The following is an 18,000-nucleotide window of genomic DNA, read 5'->3' as shown; positions in this document are numbered from 1 at the left end:
TTTTCGCGAGCATGCTCGCTCCTACAAGGGAATGCGTACGGAGCAAAAAGCAGGTCGGCTATCAGGCCGCCTCGCTTTGGCTTTTGCGGTGTACGCCCCCTCGTGAGGCCGAGCGCAGGTTCTGCGCAGTGGGTAAACCGGCAGGACGCCGGTTTAGCCGCGCTGGGCCAGGGACGGCCCATCGCGGCGACCCACGGAGCAGAACCGGAGCAAGGGTATGCCGAGCCTTAGCGAGGCACCGAACGAAAGGGGCAAAAGCGCTTGGTTACTTGGCGCTCTTCCAAGTAACTCGCCGTAAGGGCGAAACCGCCAGCCGCCGTTACCGAAGCAACGGATATGTACGCCTTCCCCCCCCCAAAAAAAAACCGCCAACCTCAGGGCACCAGCTTGAATGACAGCCGAACACTGGTCCCCTCGCCCTCACGGCTGTCGAGGGCCACGGCGCCGCCGAAGCGTTCCATGATCCGCTTGACCAGGACCAGCCCGACCCCGAGCCCGCCCTGCTTGGTGGTGAAAAACGGCCGGAAGGCCATTTTCCGTTGTTCCTCGGTCATGCCCTTGCCGGTATCGCTGACCACCACGCACACGCCACGGGCATCGGTCGGTTCCAGGGTGACGGTCAGCGTCCCGCCTTCGTCCATGGCCTCCAGTGCGTTGGCCACCAGGCTGTTGAGGATCTGCGTCAGCTGCACCTGCTGGCTCAGCACCATCGGCGTTTCCTTGGGCTCGAACACCACATTGACCCTGCCCTTGGCGATCTGTTGCTCGAAGGCCATGAGGCTGTCATACAGCGACGCCACCAGGTTGACCGGCTCGGCCTCGTCTGTGAGCGGGCGCAAGGATTGCAGCAGTTCGCGGACCCATTTCGACATGCGATCGACCTGGCCGATGATGTCCTTGATGTTCTTGTGCGCCGCGCCATCGTCGAACTCCAGCGCCAGTTCGGCGCTGGAGCGAATGGTCGCCAGCGGGTTGCGCAGGCTGTGCGCCACCGCCGAGGACATCTCGCCCAGGGCGACAAAGGTTTCGTTGGTGATCAGTTGCTTTTGCTGGGTCGCCAGCAGAATCGCCGCGCGCCGCACGATCCAGTACAAGCCGAAATAAATCAGGCCGCCGCCCAGCGCCGTGGCCAGCCAGATCAGCACCAGGCCACGCTCCATGCGGCTGATCAGATCCTTGGGCTCCTTATAGATCTCGACCATGGCCGTGACGTTCTTGCCGTCGGCGTCGAACAGCGGAATGTAGTTTTCGATGAAGATGTATTCCGGCGGCGTGATGAACTTCTGCTCCATGCGCGACTTGTCGACATCGTGGTAGCTGGCCGACACCGGGATCTTGTTGGCGAAAGCCTGGTCGAGGTCCTCGTCGGCATGGATCGTGGTGCCCATCAACGCCGGGTTGGTGGACCAGATCACCATGCGGTCGGGGGCATAGATGTTGGCCAGGATCACGTCGGGCAAGTGTTCGATGTGGTCGAGGAACTCACCACGGGCATTGGCGCGGGCCAGCGGATCGACGTCGGGAAAGTCCCGGTCCTTGCGCGGGTCGAGCAGTTCGCCCATGGTCCGCACGTTGGGAATCGCCACGTGGCGCACCTCGGCCGAGGCGATCGCCTGAATGAACTGGGAGGTCAGCAACGCATCGCGCTGCACGCTTTCAGTGATCACGAATTTGGTCGACACCGAGCCCAGCGCCACCGCCACCGTGCCGATCACCGCCATGCTGATGAGCGAAAACCAGCGCAGCAGATTGAACGGCTGTTTGCGCGAGTTCAGCCGGATATCACCCTTGTCGGGTTCAAGTGTCTTGGCCAGCGTGGTCATGAATGCCCTTTCCCCAATGGCGGCCCCGAATGCCCTTATAGGTTATAGCCCACTGCTGGCAGTTTGCCCGACTTCGGGCGGCAACTTCCCCCCCATTCCCCGCCTGCCCCGCTATCCCCATCTACCCCCAATCCTGGGGAAAGAGGCCCGTTCCCAACACTGGGGGGACGGCCCCCCATTGTCAGGTCAACCCCTGTGTACCGGGCCTCTCACGGGCATTTTCACGGATTGGCACAAGAGTTGCCGAAACCCTCCCAACTGACCCACATCCAAGGGGCAGGTACTCTGATAGAGGGAATACACATGCACCCTTTACTGTCCAAAACTGCGATCGCTCTGGCTGTGACCGCTCTGGCCCAAGGCGCTGCCCAGGCCGCGATGTTTGCTGTAGATCCCGGACCCTATTCACCTGACACCGGTGGCTTTGCCGCCTGGTATCAGGACACCCACGGTCGAACCCTCGACCTGTGCCTGTCAAAAGCTGTCAGTTCCAGGGTTGCCGGCGCACCTGGCGCACCCGCCTACATGTGCATTTTGAATCCGGCCCCCGGTGTTTTCGACGACACCAAGCCCATTGCTTTTCCTGACAACTTTCCCGATGAGACCTTCTGGTTCACCGGCGACGGTTCAATCGTCGACGCCGCCCGGGGTATTGACCTGACTTACGTCAGCGCTGTCGAGGCCGCCTTCGCCGCCGAAGACGTGCACGAAGGTGATCAGGTCAGTTTTGGCCGTATTCGTATTCGGGTCGATGTGCCCACCGCGGGCACCTACACCATCACCCACCCTTACGGCGTCGACATTTTTGACGTTCCGGCCGGTGGACGCCGCGCGATCAACATGACCCGCGACATCGGCATCGGCTCGCCGAAAACCTACGACGGCGCGCTCAAAAGCGACATTGGTCCGTTTCTGCGCAGCCTCAACGGCCCATACACCGAGACCAACCCGGTCACCGGTCAAGCCGATAAATTCGTCGGCGATCCGAACCTGGAAGAGGCCTTCACCGGCAGCCCGTTCAACACCAACTTCATCCGCATCGAAGGGCCCAACGGGCTGGACTTGCGCACGACGGTGATGGCCATTTCCGGCAAATTGTCGACGGTGGCCCGCCCTACCCCGATCATTGCCGAGCGCAGCACCTACTCGCGCAAGGCCGGATCAAGCGCTCCGATTGCCCAGCAGGACGTGTTCGTGATGGCCCCGCCACCGCCGGCCACCGTGACCCTGGACAGCAACAGCCCGGTGCTGAACCTGACCGAGGCCGACAGCACCGGCCACTGGTACGCCCAGTCCTCCACCAACCCGACGTTGCCGAAAACTTTGCAGGTGACCGCCGACAACCACCTGGCCATTCCCACCAGCACGCCAACCACCGTGTCCCCGAAACTGACCGACCTGGTGGTGATTTCCCGTGCCGAATACAAGCTCAACGGCGGTCTGCTCACCATCGTGGCCTCGAGCAGCGATGAGACCTCGCCCCCCGGACTCATCGCCACTTCCGGCACCGGTGCCGCCATCGGCGAGCTGAGCGGTGATGGCGCGGAGAAAATCCTGTCGACCGGCATCACGCCGATTCCACCAGCCAAGGTCACGGTGACGTCAGCCAATGGCGGCACCGATACCGAAGAAGTGGTCATCGTGCAATGAACGCTCTCATGCCCAGATCCGCATCAGGAGGCATCATGAACAAGTGGCCACGCTTCGCGCTCAACGCGCTCGGGCTGACTCTCTCGCTGTCGGGCAGTGCGTTCGCGCAACTCGCTGCCGTCGACCCCGGCCCCTACACCTATGCCACGGGGAAATTCCCCATGTGGTATCAGGACAACAATATGCTCAAGCTGGAACTGTGCCAGTCACGGGCAACCAGCTCGCGGGCACCCGGCGCTCCTGGCGCGCCCGCCTACATGTGCATCCTGAACCCTGAGCCAGGGGTCTTCGACGATACCCAGCCGATGGTGTTCCCGGATAACTGGCCACCGGAAGCGTTCTGGTACCTTGCCGAGACCAGCATCAACGATGTCGGCGGCTTTGGCGTGGATGCCTACGTGGCCGGGATCGAAGCGGCGTTTGCCGCGGAAAACCCTGTCGACGGTGATCAGGCCAGCTTCGCGCGGATTCGCCTGCGGGTGAACGTACCTGTCGCCGGGACCTACATCATCACCCACCCATACGGCGTGGAAACGGTCAACGTCACCACGCCGGGCCGTCGGGCGATCAACATCACCCGCGACATCGGCATTGGCGCACCGGGCAACTTCTCGGGTGCCCTCAACGGTCAGGTCGGGCCCTTCCTGCAAAGCATCAACGCCCCCTACGCCGAAATGAACCCGGACACCCAGACCCTGGATAAATTCGTCGGCGACCCGAACCTTTCCGAAGCCGTCACCGGCAGCCCGTTCAACACCAACTTCCTGAGCGTCCAGGGTCCGACCGGGACCATCCAGACCAACCTGTTTACCGTGTCCGGCAAGATACTCGACAGCCGCGATCCAACCCCCGTGGAAATCGGACGCGCCACTTACCGTCGCACCTCTTCGGGTCCGGGCACCAGCAGTACCCGGGTAGAAGTCTTTGGCAAATCCGGAAACAGTTCGACCCTGTGCTTTCGCGAAACCGTGGCACTGGTTCCCGGATCTACGCCTTCGCCCTGCCTGACCAGCATGCTCGGCGATAACAACGGCCAGTTCTTCGCCAGTCGCCTGACGGGGACCACTGTGCCTTCGGTGGTGGTGGTCACCGCGACCGATCCGAGCCCCACCAAAAAACCAACGGCCGTGTCGAGCAAAGTCACCGACGTGGTGAAAGTGCAGACCGCTCGCTACAACTGGAGCAATCACAGCCTGCTGATCGAAGCCACCTCCACCGATGAAGTGGTGGTGCCGGACATGGTCGCCCAGGGCTACGGACGGTTGTCCAAATCCGGCACCCTGCAAACCCTGACGGTTGCCGACCTGATGCAGCCACCGGCCACCGTGACCATCAAATCGGCGGCGGGCGGCAGTGACACCGAGCCAGTCGTTGTGGTCGGCGCGGCACCGGACAGCGGCGAGAACCAGGCGCCGATCTCCGTCGCCGACACCGGCAGCACCAGCTTCGGGGTGCCAATCACCCTCAACCTGCTGGCCAACGACAGCGACCCTGACGGCGATACGCCGCTGACCATCACCGCGCTGACCCCACCGGCCACCGGCCAGGGCACCGTGGCGCTGAGCGGCACCACCGCCGTCGTCTACACCCCACCAGCGGTGGTCAATGCGCCGCTGACCGCGACCTTCACCTACAAGGCTCAAGACAAAAAAGGCCTGGCTTCGACCACCCCGGCAACCGTGACCATCACCGTGGCGCCTAACCAGCCTCCGGTGGCCAACCCCGACAGCGTCTCGACCCTGGGTGTAGCCATTCCCATCAACGTGCTGCTGAACGACACCGATCCGGAAACCAACACACCGCTGGCAATCGCCAGTTTCACTCCACCACCGACAGGTCGCGGCACCGTCACCAGTAACGGCACGGTCCTGACCTACACCCCACCGGCCACGGTCACCACGGCCTTCACCACGACCTTCACCTACTTCGTCCGGGACAGCTTCGGTGCTGTGTCGACGGCGCCGGCCACGGTCACGGTGCAAGTCTCGCCACGGCCTGCCGCGGAAACCTTCGCGGTGACCACGGCGACGGTGTCGGCCCGCTCCAATAACCGCTTCACCTGGGACTTCGCAGGTACGTCGTCGGTGACCACCGGCAACACCATCACCGTTCAGGTCACCACGCCAACCGGCCTGCAAACCCTGGGCACCACCACGGTGCCGGTGACCGGTCGCTGGCGGTTGACGCAAAACAACCTGACCACGGTGGTTCCATCGGCCAACCCGACCGCCACCATCACCTCGTCCCAAGGCACCGTGCGCACGGTGCAGGTGATCTCGAACTGAGCCTTCGCCCCCTTCACTCGGTGAGTGGAGGGGGCCGGTTCTTCCCACCAGGACAGTTTTCTAAGAGAGCGCAATGCCATGAAAACGTCGACCGCCGCCCTGCTCTGCCTGCTACTGCTCTGCAGCAGCGCAGGCGTGCGCGCCGACGATTTGATGGAGAACGATGACCTGGCGCCCAGCGCCGATCTTGGCGAGCTGCCACCCCTGGTGGGCCAGCAGGCACTGATCGACCAGAACGGCCAGGCCAACATCGCCATGTTGCAACAGAACGGCCAGTCGTTACTCGGCCAGATCGTGCAGTCGGGCAGCAATCAGGAAGCCTACATCCTGCAACAAGGCAGCGACCTGATGGCCTTGATCACCCAGCAAGGTTCCGGCAACGCCGCGTCCATTACCCAGACCGGCAGCCACAACCGCGCGCAGATCGCCCAGAACGGCAATAACAACAACGCCAACATCGTCCAGGCTGGCACGGGGCAGCAAAGCGCTGTGACCCAGGCAGGCAATGGAATGAGCGTATCGATCACTCAATATCGCTAAAGCACTGCACCACTTGGAGGTTTCATCATGTTCAAACTGACGCCCATTACCGCCGCCATCCTGGTCGTGGTCAGTGCCCAGGCATTGGCCGATAACAGCGTGTCGACCCAAAACCAGTACGGTGAATCCAACATCGCCGACGTCAAACAGACCAAGGCGCCGTTCAGTACCGCCACCCAAACGCAAATGGGTGAAGGCAACAACGCGGCAGCCGTGCAGGACTCGGCCACCAGCACCATTACCCAGACCCAGACCGGCAATTACAACGCCGGTTACGCCGAGCAACTGTTCGAAGACAACAGCACCATCACCCAGAACCAGATCGGCGGCTTCAACACCAGCCACGCCAGCCAGTCGATCGGTGTGGGCGGCGGCGAAGTGCTGCAGCAACAGGAAGGCACCGGCAACTTCTCGTTCGTCTACCAGGACAGTCAGGAAGGCACGACCGGCAAGACCTACCAGTACGGCGACAGCAACGAAGCCAACATCGAACAGATCCAGCTGGGCGGAGCCAACTCCGCCGTGATCATCCAGTACGGCGACACCAACTACGCCACCGCCGAACAGATCGCCCATATGGGTGGCAAGATCGAGATCAACCAGGCCGGCAGCACCAACTATGCCTACGGCGACCAGCGCTACGGCACGGGCGGCAACCTTAACATCAACCAGTACGGCGACAACAACGGCACCGAAGTCTGGCAAGACACCCAGCTCGACTCCAAAGCCACCATCAACCAGTACGGGAACACCAACGAAACCATCGTCGACCAGAGCTATGGCGAAAACAACGTGGCCACTGTGTTGCAAGTGGGCGACCTCAACGCCATCTACGCCGACCAGTTCGAGTCCCTCGGCTCCACTGTCGCCCTCTATCAACAAGGCACCGGTAACGTGCACTTCACTTACCAGAGCGGCGACAGCCACGTGCTGAACGCCAATTCGGTAGGGAACGATAACAAGGTCTACGCCAGCAACTGGAAAGGCCCGCAACTGGGCGGCCAGTTCGGCAACATCCAGCGCGCCACCGTCAACCAGAACGGCGATGGCAACGTCGCCAGCTTCAAACAGGACGGCATCGGCCACATCATGACCACCAACCAGACCGGCACCGGCAACAAAACCACGGTCAGCCAGACCAATTCCTTCAACGAGCTGTACTTCGACCAGAACGGCACCGACAACATCCTGATCGCCGACCAGCGCGGTACCACCAACCTGGCCCAAGGCAGCACCAACGGCACCGGCAACAGCACCGAGTTCAACCAGGAAGGCCTCGGCAACCAGGCGTTCACCACCCAACTGTATGGCGAGGACAACATGATCACCGTCAAACAGGCTGACAGCATGAACGTGGCCTACGTCACCCAGGGCGGCACCGGCAACATCGCCAGCGTCGACCAGAGCGGCATGGGCCAGACCGCCAACATCCAACAGTTTGGTACCGCCAACCAGGCGACCACGTTGCAGCGGTAATCGCGAGGCATGAAAAAACCGCGGCCCTTGGGGAGGGTCGCGGTTTTTTTATGCCTGTACACAATCCCCTGTAGGAGCTGCCGAAGGCTGCGATCTTTTGATTTTGATTTTGATTTTCAGGATCAAGATCAAAAGATCGCAGCCTTCGGCAGCTCCTACAGGTCAACCCTGCGGATCGAGGTTATCCAGTGCCCGGTTCACCGCCAGGTCCGCCAGCATGATCACCTGCTGGATGCCCAATAAAGTGCTGCGCTGCGGGCCGTCGAGAAAGGTGGCCAGATCGCTGGCCATGACACTGGCCGATGCCAGGGATTCACAGGCGTAGGCCAGCAAGTCTTCGGTTCTGATGTTCTGGGCGATGTGGAACAGGGAGCTGGGGTTGTGGGGGATGGTCGTTGATTCGGGGGGATTGGGGGTGGGAGACTGGCGCCAAGGCGCACAAACCGGCGGATTCTGGCGCAGTTGCAGGTAGCGACGCAAGGCGATGTAGCCTGGGTCCACGTCCTACAGAAACCAAAAGATGCAAGCGCTTTTCTGTAGGAGCGAGCCTGCTCGCGATGGAGGTCAACGATAACGCGGGCGGCCTGAATGAACGCGTTGTCCGGGCGATTTTCGCGAGCAGGCTCGCTCCTACAGTGGGATCGCGGACAGACCCACAATCAGGTCGGCTATCAGGCCGCCTCGCTTTGGCTTTTGATTTTGATCTGAGCGCCCCGTTAAACCACGATGGCCGAACGCAGGCAGTGCGCAGTGGGTAAACCGGCAGGACGCCGGTTTAGCCGCGCTGGGCCAGGGACGGCCCATCGCGGCGACCCACGGAGCAATGCCTTCGATCGGGCATGCCGAGCCCAAGCGAGGCACCGAGTGGTGGGGCAAGAGCCCTTGGTTACTTGGGGCCGGGCGGCGTTCCGTTTTTCCAAGTGACTCGCCGTAAGGGCGAAACCCTTAGCGGCCGTGACCGCAGCAATGGATATGTACTCAGTCAGCAAGAGACAGGTCGGCTGTCAGGCCGCCTCGTACCTGTAGGAGCGAGCCTGCTCGCGAAAAACGTCTGGACAACGCGTTCATTCAGACAGCACGCGTTATCGTTTACGTCCATCGCGAGCAGAGCTCGCTCCTACAGTTTGCCCCCTGCCGAAGGCCGCCCCGGTCACTGCTGCTCCTCGGGCACCACCTTGTTCTGGGTCAGGTAGCGATCCAGCGTCTCATTCGCCGCGGGCGCCGAGTTGTCCCCCGCCACCTGCCACAACCGCCGCTCGATCCCCTGGGCCAGCAGATGCCCCACCGCCGACTCGATCGCCGACAGCACACACAACTGCGCCGGTTCGTTGGTGGTGTAGCCGACTTCGGCCTCAAGCAATTTCTTGAACTCGATGAACTTGAACACCCCGGCACTGCGGCCCACGGAGTAGATGGTCTTGCTGGTCATCACGTTGGCCAGGATCTGGCCGCTGCGTACGTCGACCGCCCGCAGGTTCACCGTGACCTGGTCCACGCGATACTCGCGGGAAATGTCGATGCCCAGGTATCGCGCCCCTTCCCCGCCGCTCTTGACGTTGGTGTCGTAGGCAATGATCCCGCCTTCGAGCATCATGTTCGCCGCTTGCAGCGGAGGCAGTTCAGATTGGATGTTCACCGGGGTGTTGGGCTTTTTCTGCGAGGCGCGAATGATCTTGCGCTCGGTCAGCAGGTTCTGCAGCCCTTCGCGCTCCAGCACCACGAACCAGCCGCTGGCCTGCATGGCGTCCATCAGCATGCTCGCCGCGCCCTGGGTGACGCTGGTGGAAAACGAGCTGGCCGGGGTCGGCTTGTACTGTCCGGTCTGGTCACGGAAGCCGTACACCACCGCCATCAACCGGCCCTTGGGTCGTGGCATGTTGATCAGGTCGTAGTAGGTCGAGGCCCTGGGGGTCAGGGTCGGGGTTTCGGTGTCCTGCTCGGCGCCGATCGGCTCGCGCAGACTGCACCCTTGTAATGCCGCCAACATCAGCCCCAGCAAAATTATTTTTTTCATGTCCTTAACTCCCCGTTGACCTGACGCCCCATCAAGGGGCCAGGCCATTCACCTGGATTTCCGAAACTTCGCCGGTCGCTCGATCGGTCACGACAATGCTCAGTGCCCCCGAGTCGTCGACGACGTTGACGATGAACGCGTCCGTGGACAGGCTCCCCGTGTTGCCGGTGGAGATGTTGTCCAGCAATTGCCCCAGCAACCGCGATTGCAACTGGGCGCTGAAGCGCTCCAGGGCCGACGTCCCGGTCGCCGAGGCGCGGTCTTTCAAGTCAGGGTCGTCGTAGTCGTTCTGCGCCTGGGCGTTGTTGAGCAGCCAGGTGCCATTCAACGGGTTGCCGCCGAAGGATGGGTTGATCGGCGTGTAGACCAGCTCCGTGGCCTGGACCAGCGCGCAGCCACCCAGCCCCAGCAGGCACCAGCCCGTGTGCAGCAAAAAAGTCTTGGTTTTCATAGTTCGTCCCTCTCAAGGTCCGTGGTGTCCTGCAACAAGGCTTCCAGCTTGCGCTGGACAATCTGTCCGCGTACCCAGTCGGCGGCGTCATAGGCCTCGTCCTTGAGCTCCACGGTGTTCGGCGGCAGGAAACGCCGATAAACCAATCGCTGTTGAAATTCCACGGTCACCAGGCTGCCCCAGCGAGCCGAAGGTCGTTCGCGCACCACCAGGTTGAAATCCATCGGGCTGGTGGCGCGCAGGCGTTCACTGAACGAGTAGTAAAAGTCGTGGCCGATGTGCGAGATCGTGTCGTCGATGATGAAGCCCATCATTTCGTCCTCTTCGGCGGCCGGGGACACCGAGGTGCACAGCACCAGGATCAACGCCAGGCAGAAGCGGTTCATGGCTGCAACGCCTGGGGCGCGGTGGACTGGCCTTTGACCGGGCCCGAGGCGCCATCGATAAAGGCCTTCTCGGCCACGAACTGCCAATCCTTGTAGCTGGCCATGCCGTTGAAATCCGACCACTGCGCCGGGAAGTCCACCTGCTTGAGCGGCTTGTCCGTGGACGGGCTGCTGATGCCGGTGATGCGCCCGTCGAAGCCGCGCATCAGGGACCATTCGCCGCCGCCAATCGGGTCCGGGTAGAGCTGGCGCAGATGATGCCTGGCGCTGGGGAAACGCTCGTCCTGCAACAGGTCCGCGAGTTCCTTGGGGTACTGGGCCAGGCCTGGCGAGCTGCGGTAATAGCTGCGCAGCGCCTGGGCGTACTGGGTGCCGACCCACAGCAACTGGCGTTCACGGTCACGCCGCGCGGCCGTGGCCCACAACTCGCCGGCGCTGGCCAGGCCCATGCCCATCACCATGATCAGCAGCAGCACACCCAGGTAGGTGAAGCCGTCCTCTGACGCAGGCCTACCACTCGGAATAAAGGCTGCCATCACGCGCCCTCCCTGTGGCACCACTCTTGATATCGGCCACCCCGCCGGCGACGCCGTCGGGCGGTGCCACCAGCACCCAGGTGTCCTTGCGTTCGGCAATCGGGTCCATCGGCGGGTTGCGCAGGTAGCGCAGCTCGACCAGTTGTTCGAGGGAATCGGGATAACGCCCGGTGTCGCCGTAGTAGTGATCCAGCGCTTCGCGCATCGACGACAGGCTCTGGCGCAGGGTGGTCTCCTTGGAGGCCTCCAGGCTATTGAAGTAGCGCGGCAAGGCGATGGTCATCAGGGTGGCGATGATTGCCATGACCACCATCAGTTCCAACAAGGTAAAACCCTTTTCCCGGCGCATAGCTCACCACTCCCTATAGGCGATGCCGTTAAGACCCTTGCCACGAGCCTTAGAGTAGACGTCAAACACGTCCTCGCCATCGCGTGGGTTTTCGGCCGAACTGTCATAGGAGCGCAGGCCCCAGCCCCCTTCGTCGTCCCGCTTGGCGACCGCCAGCGGGTCGTGGGGGATGCGCCGCAGGAAATAGAACTTGGCGCCCTTGGCACTGCGCACGTCACGCACGCCATCGACCAGCACTTTGAGGTTCGGCGGGTAGCCGCTGCTGTTGAGCGACTTCTCGATATAACCGGCGTCGAAGGCGCGTTTGTAGGCGTCGATGGCATCGCGGATCTGGTACAGCGCGGTACGCAGATCCTGCTCCTTGCCCCGGCGCACCACGGTCTCGGTCAGGGGCGCGGCCATGCCGGCCAGCAGGCCGACCAGGGCCAGCGTCACCACGACTTCGATCAGGGTAAAACCGCGTTGCGAGGCGTTCATGATCAAGGCTTCCCGACGCTGACTTCAACATGGGTGTTGGCGGCTACCGGCCGGTCGGCGCGCGCAGGCTGGACCGAAGATGGCTGGGCGGCCGCTGGCTGATCCATAGCTTCGAACCGGCGGTCAGGCGCCTGGATGTGCATGCTGGTTTCGGTGCCGGTGGTGAATTCCATGTCCGACGGACTCTGGTATGGCAAGTTGCGCACCACCCGTGGGGTGATTGACAGCACCAGCTCCGACTTGCCGACCGTGTCCTTGTTGCTGCCGAACAGACGACCCAGGCCCGGGATATCACCCAGCCCGGGAATCTTGTTACCGGTGGCGCCATGGTCGTTACGCATCAGGCCCGCGAGGATCTGGGTTTCGCCATCGTGCAGGCGCAGGGTGGTCTGGGCGTTGCGGGTATCGACCTGGACCGGAATCGTGCCCTGGCGGGTCGGTTCCAGCGGCGTGGCGTTACTGACCTCCAACGCGACCTTGATCGCCACTTCGTTGTTCAGGTGCACGGTGGGCTGCACTTCCAGTTTCAGACCGACATCCAGGTAAGTCACGCTTTCGGTGATCACCGGTCCCTGGGTCGACGGCACCGATGTGGCGCTGATGATCGGCACGCGCTGACCAATGTGAATGCGCGCCTGTTCACGGTTACTCACGCGGATCACGGGGCTGGCCAGGGTGTTGATGTCGTTGTCCTGGGCGTTGATCTTGGCCTGTGGCGACGGCGAAATAGTGATCCGGCTGGAGTTGATGCCCTTGAGCTGGTCAAGCAGGGTCACCGCCGAACCGTCGCTGTTGACCACACCGAAGGTGTTCGGCCATTGCAGGCCCAGGTCGAGAATCCGCTGGGTGGCCACTTCCATCACTTCCACTTCCAGCACCACTTCGGGGTTGGACTGGTCTTGCGACTGCAGGAGCTTTTCCGCCATGCGCACGGCGTCGCCGGTGTCGCGCATGGTCAGGGTATTGAGGCGTTCGTCGACGAACACGTCGCGGGTCTTGAGCATGGTCTTGACCATGTTCAACGCGGTGTTGGCATCGATGCTGGTCAGGTAGAAAGTGCGCATCACCAGCTCCTGGTAATCCTTGAGCTTCTGCGGCGAGTCCGGGTAGATCAGCAGGGTGTTTTCGTTCACCACTTTCTGGTGCAGCTGGTTCTGTTGCAGCAGCAGTTCCACGGCATCCTCGATGCGCACGTCGCGCACGAAGATGGTGGCTTTCATGTCCGGGCGCAGGTCCTTGTCGAAGATGAAGTTCAGGCCGGCGACCTGGGACAGCACTTCGAAGATGGTTTTCAGGTTGGCGTCGCGAAATTCCAGGGTGACCGGTTTGTCCAGACGGGTACGCAGTTGTGGGTAAGGCACCACGTTGCGGCTTTGCACCAGGCGAATATCGCTTTGCAGTTCCAGGGCGCCTTGACTGTTCGGGTCCAGTTCGAGGATCTGCTTGACCTGACGATCCGCGCCGTAGATATCGCCGCGACGCAGATCGCCACGGGCCAGCTCGAGTTTTTCATCGAGGCTGCGCATGTGTTCAAGCTGGCGAATGGAATCCTGGGCCCGACGGTTGTTCGGTTCGATGGTGAGCACCCGACCGTATGTCAGGCGGGCCGAGGCAAAGTCGCGCTGGGCACGTTCCATGTCACCCTGGGTCAGCAGCGCCGTCACCGCACGCGCCCGACCGCTGGTCAGCGCCAGGTGCAGTTCGGTATCGCGCGGATTTTCCCGGATCCCCTCCTGGATCCGCGCCAGACCGGCTTCGTACTGGCCCGACTCCATCAGGTCAACCCCTTCGTCCTTGGCCATCTGCGCCGAACTGCAGGCGGCCAGCCCGGCACAAAGGCCAATGCTCATCAGCAAACGGAATGTGTTCATTGTGCGCTCCCTACAGACAGCGTCTGGGACAAATGCAGAGGCAAATAGACCAGGCTCAGTTCCATGTCGGAAATCCCCTCGATCTTCCATGTTTCGTCGATCACATCCCCTTTGCGCACGACGTAGATTTTCTCGCCGTTCTGCAAGAACACTTGCAGGTCGGTACGGTCGTCCATCCGGCCGATGAACTGGAAAGGCATCGGCGGTGCAGTGGGGGCCTGCACCACCGGGGCGACGTTGACAGGTTGTTCGTTGACGCTGGCCAGGGCCGGCGCCGCCTTCCAGCTGCGGGCGGCGAACAGGTCGCCGGCCGGGCTCAGGTCCTTGATCGCCACGGGTGCAGCGGAGGCTTTGGCCGCCGGCAGCGCACCCTTGACCTTGTCTTTGGCCGGTGCGGCCACGGCGACCACTTCGGCGTCGCTGTCGTCGGCCTGCTTGAAGTACTCGGGGAACCAGGTCAGCGCCGCGGCCACGCCGAGGAACGCCACCCAACCCACTGCGCGTTTGTTGTTCATCATGACCTCGACAGGTAAAGGGTCATGCGGATCCGCCCGGTCAGGTCGGTGTCGGCGATCTTCTTGCGCTGGAACTCCACGTCCTCCACCACCACCGCCGGCAACTGGCCGAGCAAGGCGTGCAGGAAACGCCGCAGTTGCGGGTAGCTGCCGCGCACCGGCAACAGAATCTGGTAGCGCGCCAGGTGCGTCTTCGGATCGATGCCCAGCGAGTACTCGCCCCGTGCCAGGGTGATGCGTTCCTGGGCGGCCAGCGCGTAGATCTTGTCGATGGCCACGGTGGCCTGGGGCTGGGACGGCAACTTGCTGCGGAAATCGTCGAGCTGACGCTGCGGCACCACCGGCGCCGCCACCGTGCCGTCTTCCACCTTGGCCAGGTACTCGCTGGCTTCGCGGGTCTGCTGGTGGAGGTTTTGCAGCGACTGCCAGTCGGGCAACAACCCGACCAGGCCCCAGCCCAGCGCCAGCACCAGCAGGGCCAACCCCGCCAGGCCAGGCACGCCCAGGCGTTGCAGGTATTCGTGGACGATCAATCTAGGGATTTGCATCGCCGATCTCCCAGGTAGCCGACAGGTTGAAGCGCACCGGTTGCTCCGGCACATTGGCGACGATTTCGTGGCTCAGCAGCGACACATCGGACAGCTCGTCGCTGGCTTCGAGGCGCCGGTGGAAGTCGAGCATGGCGTCCAGGTCCCGTGCCTCGGCGCTGATCCGCACCTGGCCCTTGCGGGCATCCGGCGTCAGGGTCAGCAAGGCAACGTTGTCGCGGGGCATGGCTTCGAGCGTGGCGAACAGGCGTTCCCAGGGGCGGCGCAGTTGCTGCGACACCTTGCGCATTTCGGCCAGGTTCTGTGCCTGCTCGCGGGTTTCCGCCGGGGTCAGGCTGACCTTGGTGCCGGTGTCGCCACTGAGCACGCGTTGGGTGGTTTGCAGATGACCTTGCTGTTGTTCGGCCTCCCCGTTGAAGTGCTGTTGAATCAGGGTGCAGCTCAGCGCCAGCACCACGCCCCCGGCCAGCAGGCTCCAGCCCAACGGGGTCGAGCGGCGGCGCGGTTGAAAGTCGAGCGTCAGGGCGCGCATGTCAGGCCACCGCCCGGGACATGACGTACAGGCAATCGTGTACGGCTGTCCGGTCCTCTTCGAGGGTCCGCAGGTGCACACCCGGTACGTCGGGGTGCGAGTCCATGCGCGCCGGGGCGTGCAGGTATACGTTCAGCGGCCGTTCACTGGTGGAAGCCTGCAATTGGCTTTCGCGGCCGATCAGTGCGGTCAGTGCGGCATCGCTGTCGCTGCTGCCCACCGAGCGCACTGAGGTCCAGCGCCCTTCACGGGCTACCAGCAGCACGCTGCGCACCGGCTCGGCGACCACGAACAGGAAGTCCCCGGCGTCGAAGCTTTTGTCGAAATGATTGAACGCCGCCATCAGGTACGGCTGCACCGAACGCAGGCGCAGGCCGCGACCGCTGACCAGGCTGCGCAGACGCTCCAGCAAGTCCTGGGGCAACGCGGTGGCGACCCGGTCGTAGCCGGCCGGTTCCGCCGACAGCACCAGGTTCCAGGGTTGGCTCGGCACCCCGTAGAGGTCTTCGAAGCACAGCTGGGCAAAACCTTGCAGTTCGTCGGGGCTGTTGATCTGGTCGCTCCAGGGCACCAGGCAAAAGCGGCTGAAGTGGCCCGAGACCACCACGGTCAACTCGGCACCAGCCCGGGCATGTTCGCCCAGCAGGCAGTCGAGGGTTTCCAGGGCCACGGCCCAGGCATGAAACCCTTCATCGATGAAGCCGACGCTGCCCAGCCACAGGGTTTGACTGCCCTGGCGCTGACCGAGGCCGACACCACTGGCGCCGATGACGGCGACATAACGCTCACGAGATAAAAGTGACACGATTGATCTCCTCGAGAGTGGTCCGGCCCTGTTGCACCAGCTCCAGCGCGGATTCGCGCAGCAGGCGCAAGCCACGTTTGCAGGCGTGGGCCTTGATTTTCGAAATCGGTTGGCGCTCGACGATCATCTGCCGCAGTTCGTCGTCCAGGTGCAGCAGCTCGGCAATCGCGCTGCGACCGCGGTAGCCGGTGCCACGGCAATGGCCACAGCCCTTGCCATGGACGAAGTGGTAGTGCGCGACCTGTTGCGGATCGAGGCCGGAAGCTTCCAGCTCTTCCTGGTCCGGGGTGTAGGCGGCGCTGCAGCTGGCGCACACCAGGCGGATCAGGCGCTGGGCCAGCACGGCGTTGAGCGCGCTGACCAGGCTGTAGGGGTCGATTTCCATCTGGGTGAAACGGCCGATCACGTCGAACACGTTGTTGGCGTGGATGGTGGTGAACACCAGGTGACCGGTGAGCGCCGACTGCACGGCGATCTGTGCGGTGTCCGGGTCGCGGATTTCACCGACCATGATTTTGTCCGGGTCGTGACGCAGGATCGAGCGCAGGCCACGGGCGAAGGTCAGGCCCTTTTTCTCGTTGACCGGGATTTGCAGCACGCCCGGCAGTTGATATTCCACCGGGTCTTCGATGGTGATGATCTTGTCCACGCCGTGGTTGATCTCGGTGATCATCGCGTACAGCGTGGTGGTCTTGCCGCTGCCGGTCGGGCCGGTGACCAGCACCATGCCGTAGGGTTCGGCGGCCAGGCGGCGCAGTTGGCGCAGGATTTCCTCTTCGAAGCCCAGGGCTTGCAGCTGCACGCCGCAGACCTTGTCGGCCAGGTCCTGTTTGTCCAGTACCCGCAGCACCGCGTCTTCACCGAAAATGCTCGGCATGATCGACACCCGGAAGTCGATCTGCCGGCCATTGATGCCGATCTTGAAGCGACCGTCCTGGGGCACGCGTTTTTCGCCGATGTCCAGTTCGGCCATGACCTTGACCCGGGAAATCACCTGTTCGGCGAACTCGCTGCCCTGGATCTTGCTGATGTTGTTGAGCACGCCATCGATCCGGTACTTGATCACCAGGCCGCTGCCGGTGGTGCCCAGGTGGATGTCGCTGGCGTGCATTTTCAAGGCGTCGTAGAGGGTCGAGTTGACCAGCTTTACCACCACGCTCGAATCTTCGCTGATGCTGGTCAGCGACAGGCTTTGCAGGGTATCGATTTCGGTATTGCCGTCGGCCTGGGCATTGAGCGATTCCACGGCGTGGAAGCTCTCTTCGTGGCGCGCCAGGTAGGCCTTGAGGTCGTCGGCGTGCACCAGGTACAGCGGCGCGCCGTGCAGGCAATCGTCGATCCAGGCCAGGCGCGCGGTGTCGAAGGGGTCGGCGAACACGCCGATGACCTGTTCGTTGTGACGCAGCAGGGTGAATTCGCGCTTGAGGCATTGGGCCAGGGTGACCCGGTCGAACACCGGGGTGGCTTGAAACAGGCTGTCGGTGTCGAGCACCGGGTAATGCAGGGTAGCGCCAAGGCATTGGATGAACGGCATGGGGGCCAGTTCGCACAGCTCGCCGAGGGCATTGAGGACACGTTCACCAGAACTGGTGGCCAGGGCTCGCGCCTGGGCCAATTGCTCACTGGAAAAGCGGGTGGGTACACACTCCAGCGGCACTGCATCGACGACAAGTGACAGACGGTCCATGGCTTGCTCTCCAACGCCCGGGGCTTTGAGCCCTGTCGGCGCGGCGAGCCATTGC

Annotated in this window: 18 protein-coding genes; 4 read left to right on the top strand and 14 right to left on the bottom strand. The window is 62.8% G+C overall.

The window, feature by feature from the left end:
• Positions 1-374: 374 nt before the first annotated feature.
• Complete coding sequence (locus tag F8N66_RS17095) at positions 375-1,823, bottom strand: ATP-binding protein (RefSeq protein ID WP_150771293.1); 1,449 nt, start codon at positions 1,821-1,823, stop codon at positions 375-377.
• Positions 1,824-2,126: 303 nt separating this feature from the next.
• Here F8N66_RS17095 and F8N66_RS17090 point away from each other — a divergent pair, with 303 nt between their 5' ends.
• From F8N66_RS17090 to F8N66_RS17075, 4 genes are all read left to right on the top strand, one after another.
• The gene (locus F8N66_RS17090) at positions 2,127-3,473 is read left to right on the top strand and encodes a hypothetical protein (protein ID WP_150771292.1); all 1,347 of its coding nucleotides are present in this window, start codon (positions 2,127-2,129) and stop codon (positions 3,471-3,473) included.
• 35 nt (positions 3,474-3,508) lie between these two features.
• Complete coding sequence (locus F8N66_RS17085) at positions 3,509-5,758, top strand: Ig-like domain-containing protein (RefSeq protein ID WP_150771291.1); 2,250 nt, start codon at positions 3,509-3,511, stop codon at positions 5,756-5,758.
• Positions 5,759-5,836: 78 nt separating this feature from the next.
• Positions 5,837-6,298: a curlin gene (locus tag F8N66_RS17080; protein ID WP_150771290.1), complete on the top strand. Its 462-nt coding sequence runs from the start codon at positions 5,837-5,839 to the stop codon at positions 6,296-6,298.
• A gap of 27 nt (positions 6,299-6,325) precedes the next feature.
• Complete coding sequence (locus F8N66_RS17075; RefSeq protein WP_150771289.1) at positions 6,326-7,774, top strand: curlin; 1,449 nt, start codon at positions 6,326-6,328, stop codon at positions 7,772-7,774.
• A gap of 162 nt (positions 7,775-7,936) precedes the next feature.
• Here F8N66_RS17075 and F8N66_RS17070 read toward each other — a convergent pair whose 3' ends face one another.
• The 13 genes from F8N66_RS17070 to F8N66_RS17000 all read right to left on the bottom strand — a co-directional run bounded on the left by F8N66_RS17070 (position 7,937) and on the right by F8N66_RS17000 (position 17,945).
• Positions 7,937-8,164 carry a DUF6124 family protein gene (locus F8N66_RS17070; RefSeq protein ID WP_150771604.1) on the bottom strand — a complete coding sequence of 76 codons (228 nt, stop codon included), beginning with the start codon at positions 8,162-8,164 and terminating at the stop codon, positions 7,937-7,939.
• A 760-nt stretch (positions 8,165-8,924) separates the two neighbouring features.
• Entirely contained in the window at positions 8,925-9,788 is an 864-nt protein-coding gene (locus F8N66_RS17055; protein WP_150771287.1) for a CsgG/HfaB family protein, read from the bottom strand.
• Positions 9,789-9,819: 31 nt separating this feature from the next.
• Positions 9,820-10,239 carry a curli assembly protein CsgF gene (locus tag F8N66_RS17050; protein ID WP_150771286.1) on the bottom strand — a complete coding sequence of 140 codons (420 nt, stop codon included), beginning with the start codon at positions 10,237-10,239 and terminating at the stop codon, positions 9,820-9,822.
• Entirely contained in the window at positions 10,236-10,625 is a 390-nt protein-coding gene (gene csgE, locus F8N66_RS17045; protein WP_150771285.1) for a curli production assembly/transport protein CsgE, read from the bottom strand. The genes F8N66_RS17050 and csgE overlap by 4 nt, the downstream gene beginning before the upstream one ends.
• A complete protein-coding gene (locus tag F8N66_RS17040) occupies positions 10,622-11,161 on the bottom strand; it encodes a type II secretion system protein (protein WP_150771284.1) in 540 nt (179 codons plus the stop codon). Before F8N66_RS17040 ends, csgE begins: the two co-directional genes overlap by 4 nt.
• Entirely contained in the window at positions 11,136-11,510 is a 375-nt protein-coding gene (locus F8N66_RS17035; RefSeq protein ID WP_150771283.1) for a type II secretion system protein, read from the bottom strand. Before F8N66_RS17035 ends, F8N66_RS17040 begins: the two co-directional genes overlap by 26 nt.
• Before the next feature lie 3 nt (positions 11,511-11,513).
• Positions 11,514-11,987, bottom strand: a complete 474-nt coding sequence (locus F8N66_RS17030) for a type II secretion system protein (RefSeq protein ID WP_150771282.1) — start codon at positions 11,985-11,987, stop codon at positions 11,514-11,516.
• Positions 11,988-11,989: 2 nt separating this feature from the next.
• Positions 11,990-13,858 carry a secretin N-terminal domain-containing protein gene (locus F8N66_RS17025; RefSeq protein ID WP_150771281.1) on the bottom strand — a complete coding sequence of 623 codons (1,869 nt, stop codon included), beginning with the start codon at positions 13,856-13,858 and terminating at the stop codon, positions 11,990-11,992.
• A complete protein-coding gene (locus F8N66_RS17020) occupies positions 13,855-14,373 on the bottom strand; it encodes a hypothetical protein (protein WP_150771280.1) in 519 nt (172 codons plus the stop codon). Before F8N66_RS17020 ends, F8N66_RS17025 begins: the two co-directional genes overlap by 4 nt.
• Positions 14,373-14,921 carry a GspMb/PilO family protein gene (locus tag F8N66_RS17015; RefSeq protein ID WP_150771279.1) on the bottom strand — a complete coding sequence of 183 codons (549 nt, stop codon included), beginning with the start codon at positions 14,919-14,921 and terminating at the stop codon, positions 14,373-14,375. The genes F8N66_RS17020 and F8N66_RS17015 overlap by 1 nt, the downstream gene beginning before the upstream one ends.
• Complete coding sequence (locus F8N66_RS17010; protein ID WP_150771278.1) at positions 14,908-15,453, bottom strand: PilN domain-containing protein; 546 nt, start codon at positions 15,451-15,453, stop codon at positions 14,908-14,910. The genes F8N66_RS17015 and F8N66_RS17010 overlap by 14 nt, the downstream gene beginning before the upstream one ends.
• Position 15,454: 1 nt before the next feature.
• Positions 15,455-16,258: a hypothetical protein gene (locus F8N66_RS17005; protein WP_150771277.1), complete on the bottom strand. Its 804-nt coding sequence runs from the start codon at positions 16,256-16,258 to the stop codon at positions 15,455-15,457.
• Positions 16,239-17,945, bottom strand: a complete 1,707-nt coding sequence (locus tag F8N66_RS17000; RefSeq protein WP_150771276.1) for a GspE/PulE family protein — start codon at positions 17,943-17,945, stop codon at positions 16,239-16,241. Before F8N66_RS17000 ends, F8N66_RS17005 begins: the two co-directional genes overlap by 20 nt.
• Positions 17,946-18,000 lie beyond the last annotated feature (55 nt).

The sequence above is a fragment of the Pseudomonas fluorescens genome (assembly GCF_902498195.1).
GTDB classification, from domain to species: domain Bacteria; phylum Pseudomonadota; class Gammaproteobacteria; order Pseudomonadales; family Pseudomonadaceae; genus Aquipseudomonas; species Aquipseudomonas fluorescens_BU.
The sequence above is the reverse complement of the archived record's forward strand: the minus strand, read 5'-3'. Positions and strand labels throughout refer to the sequence as shown.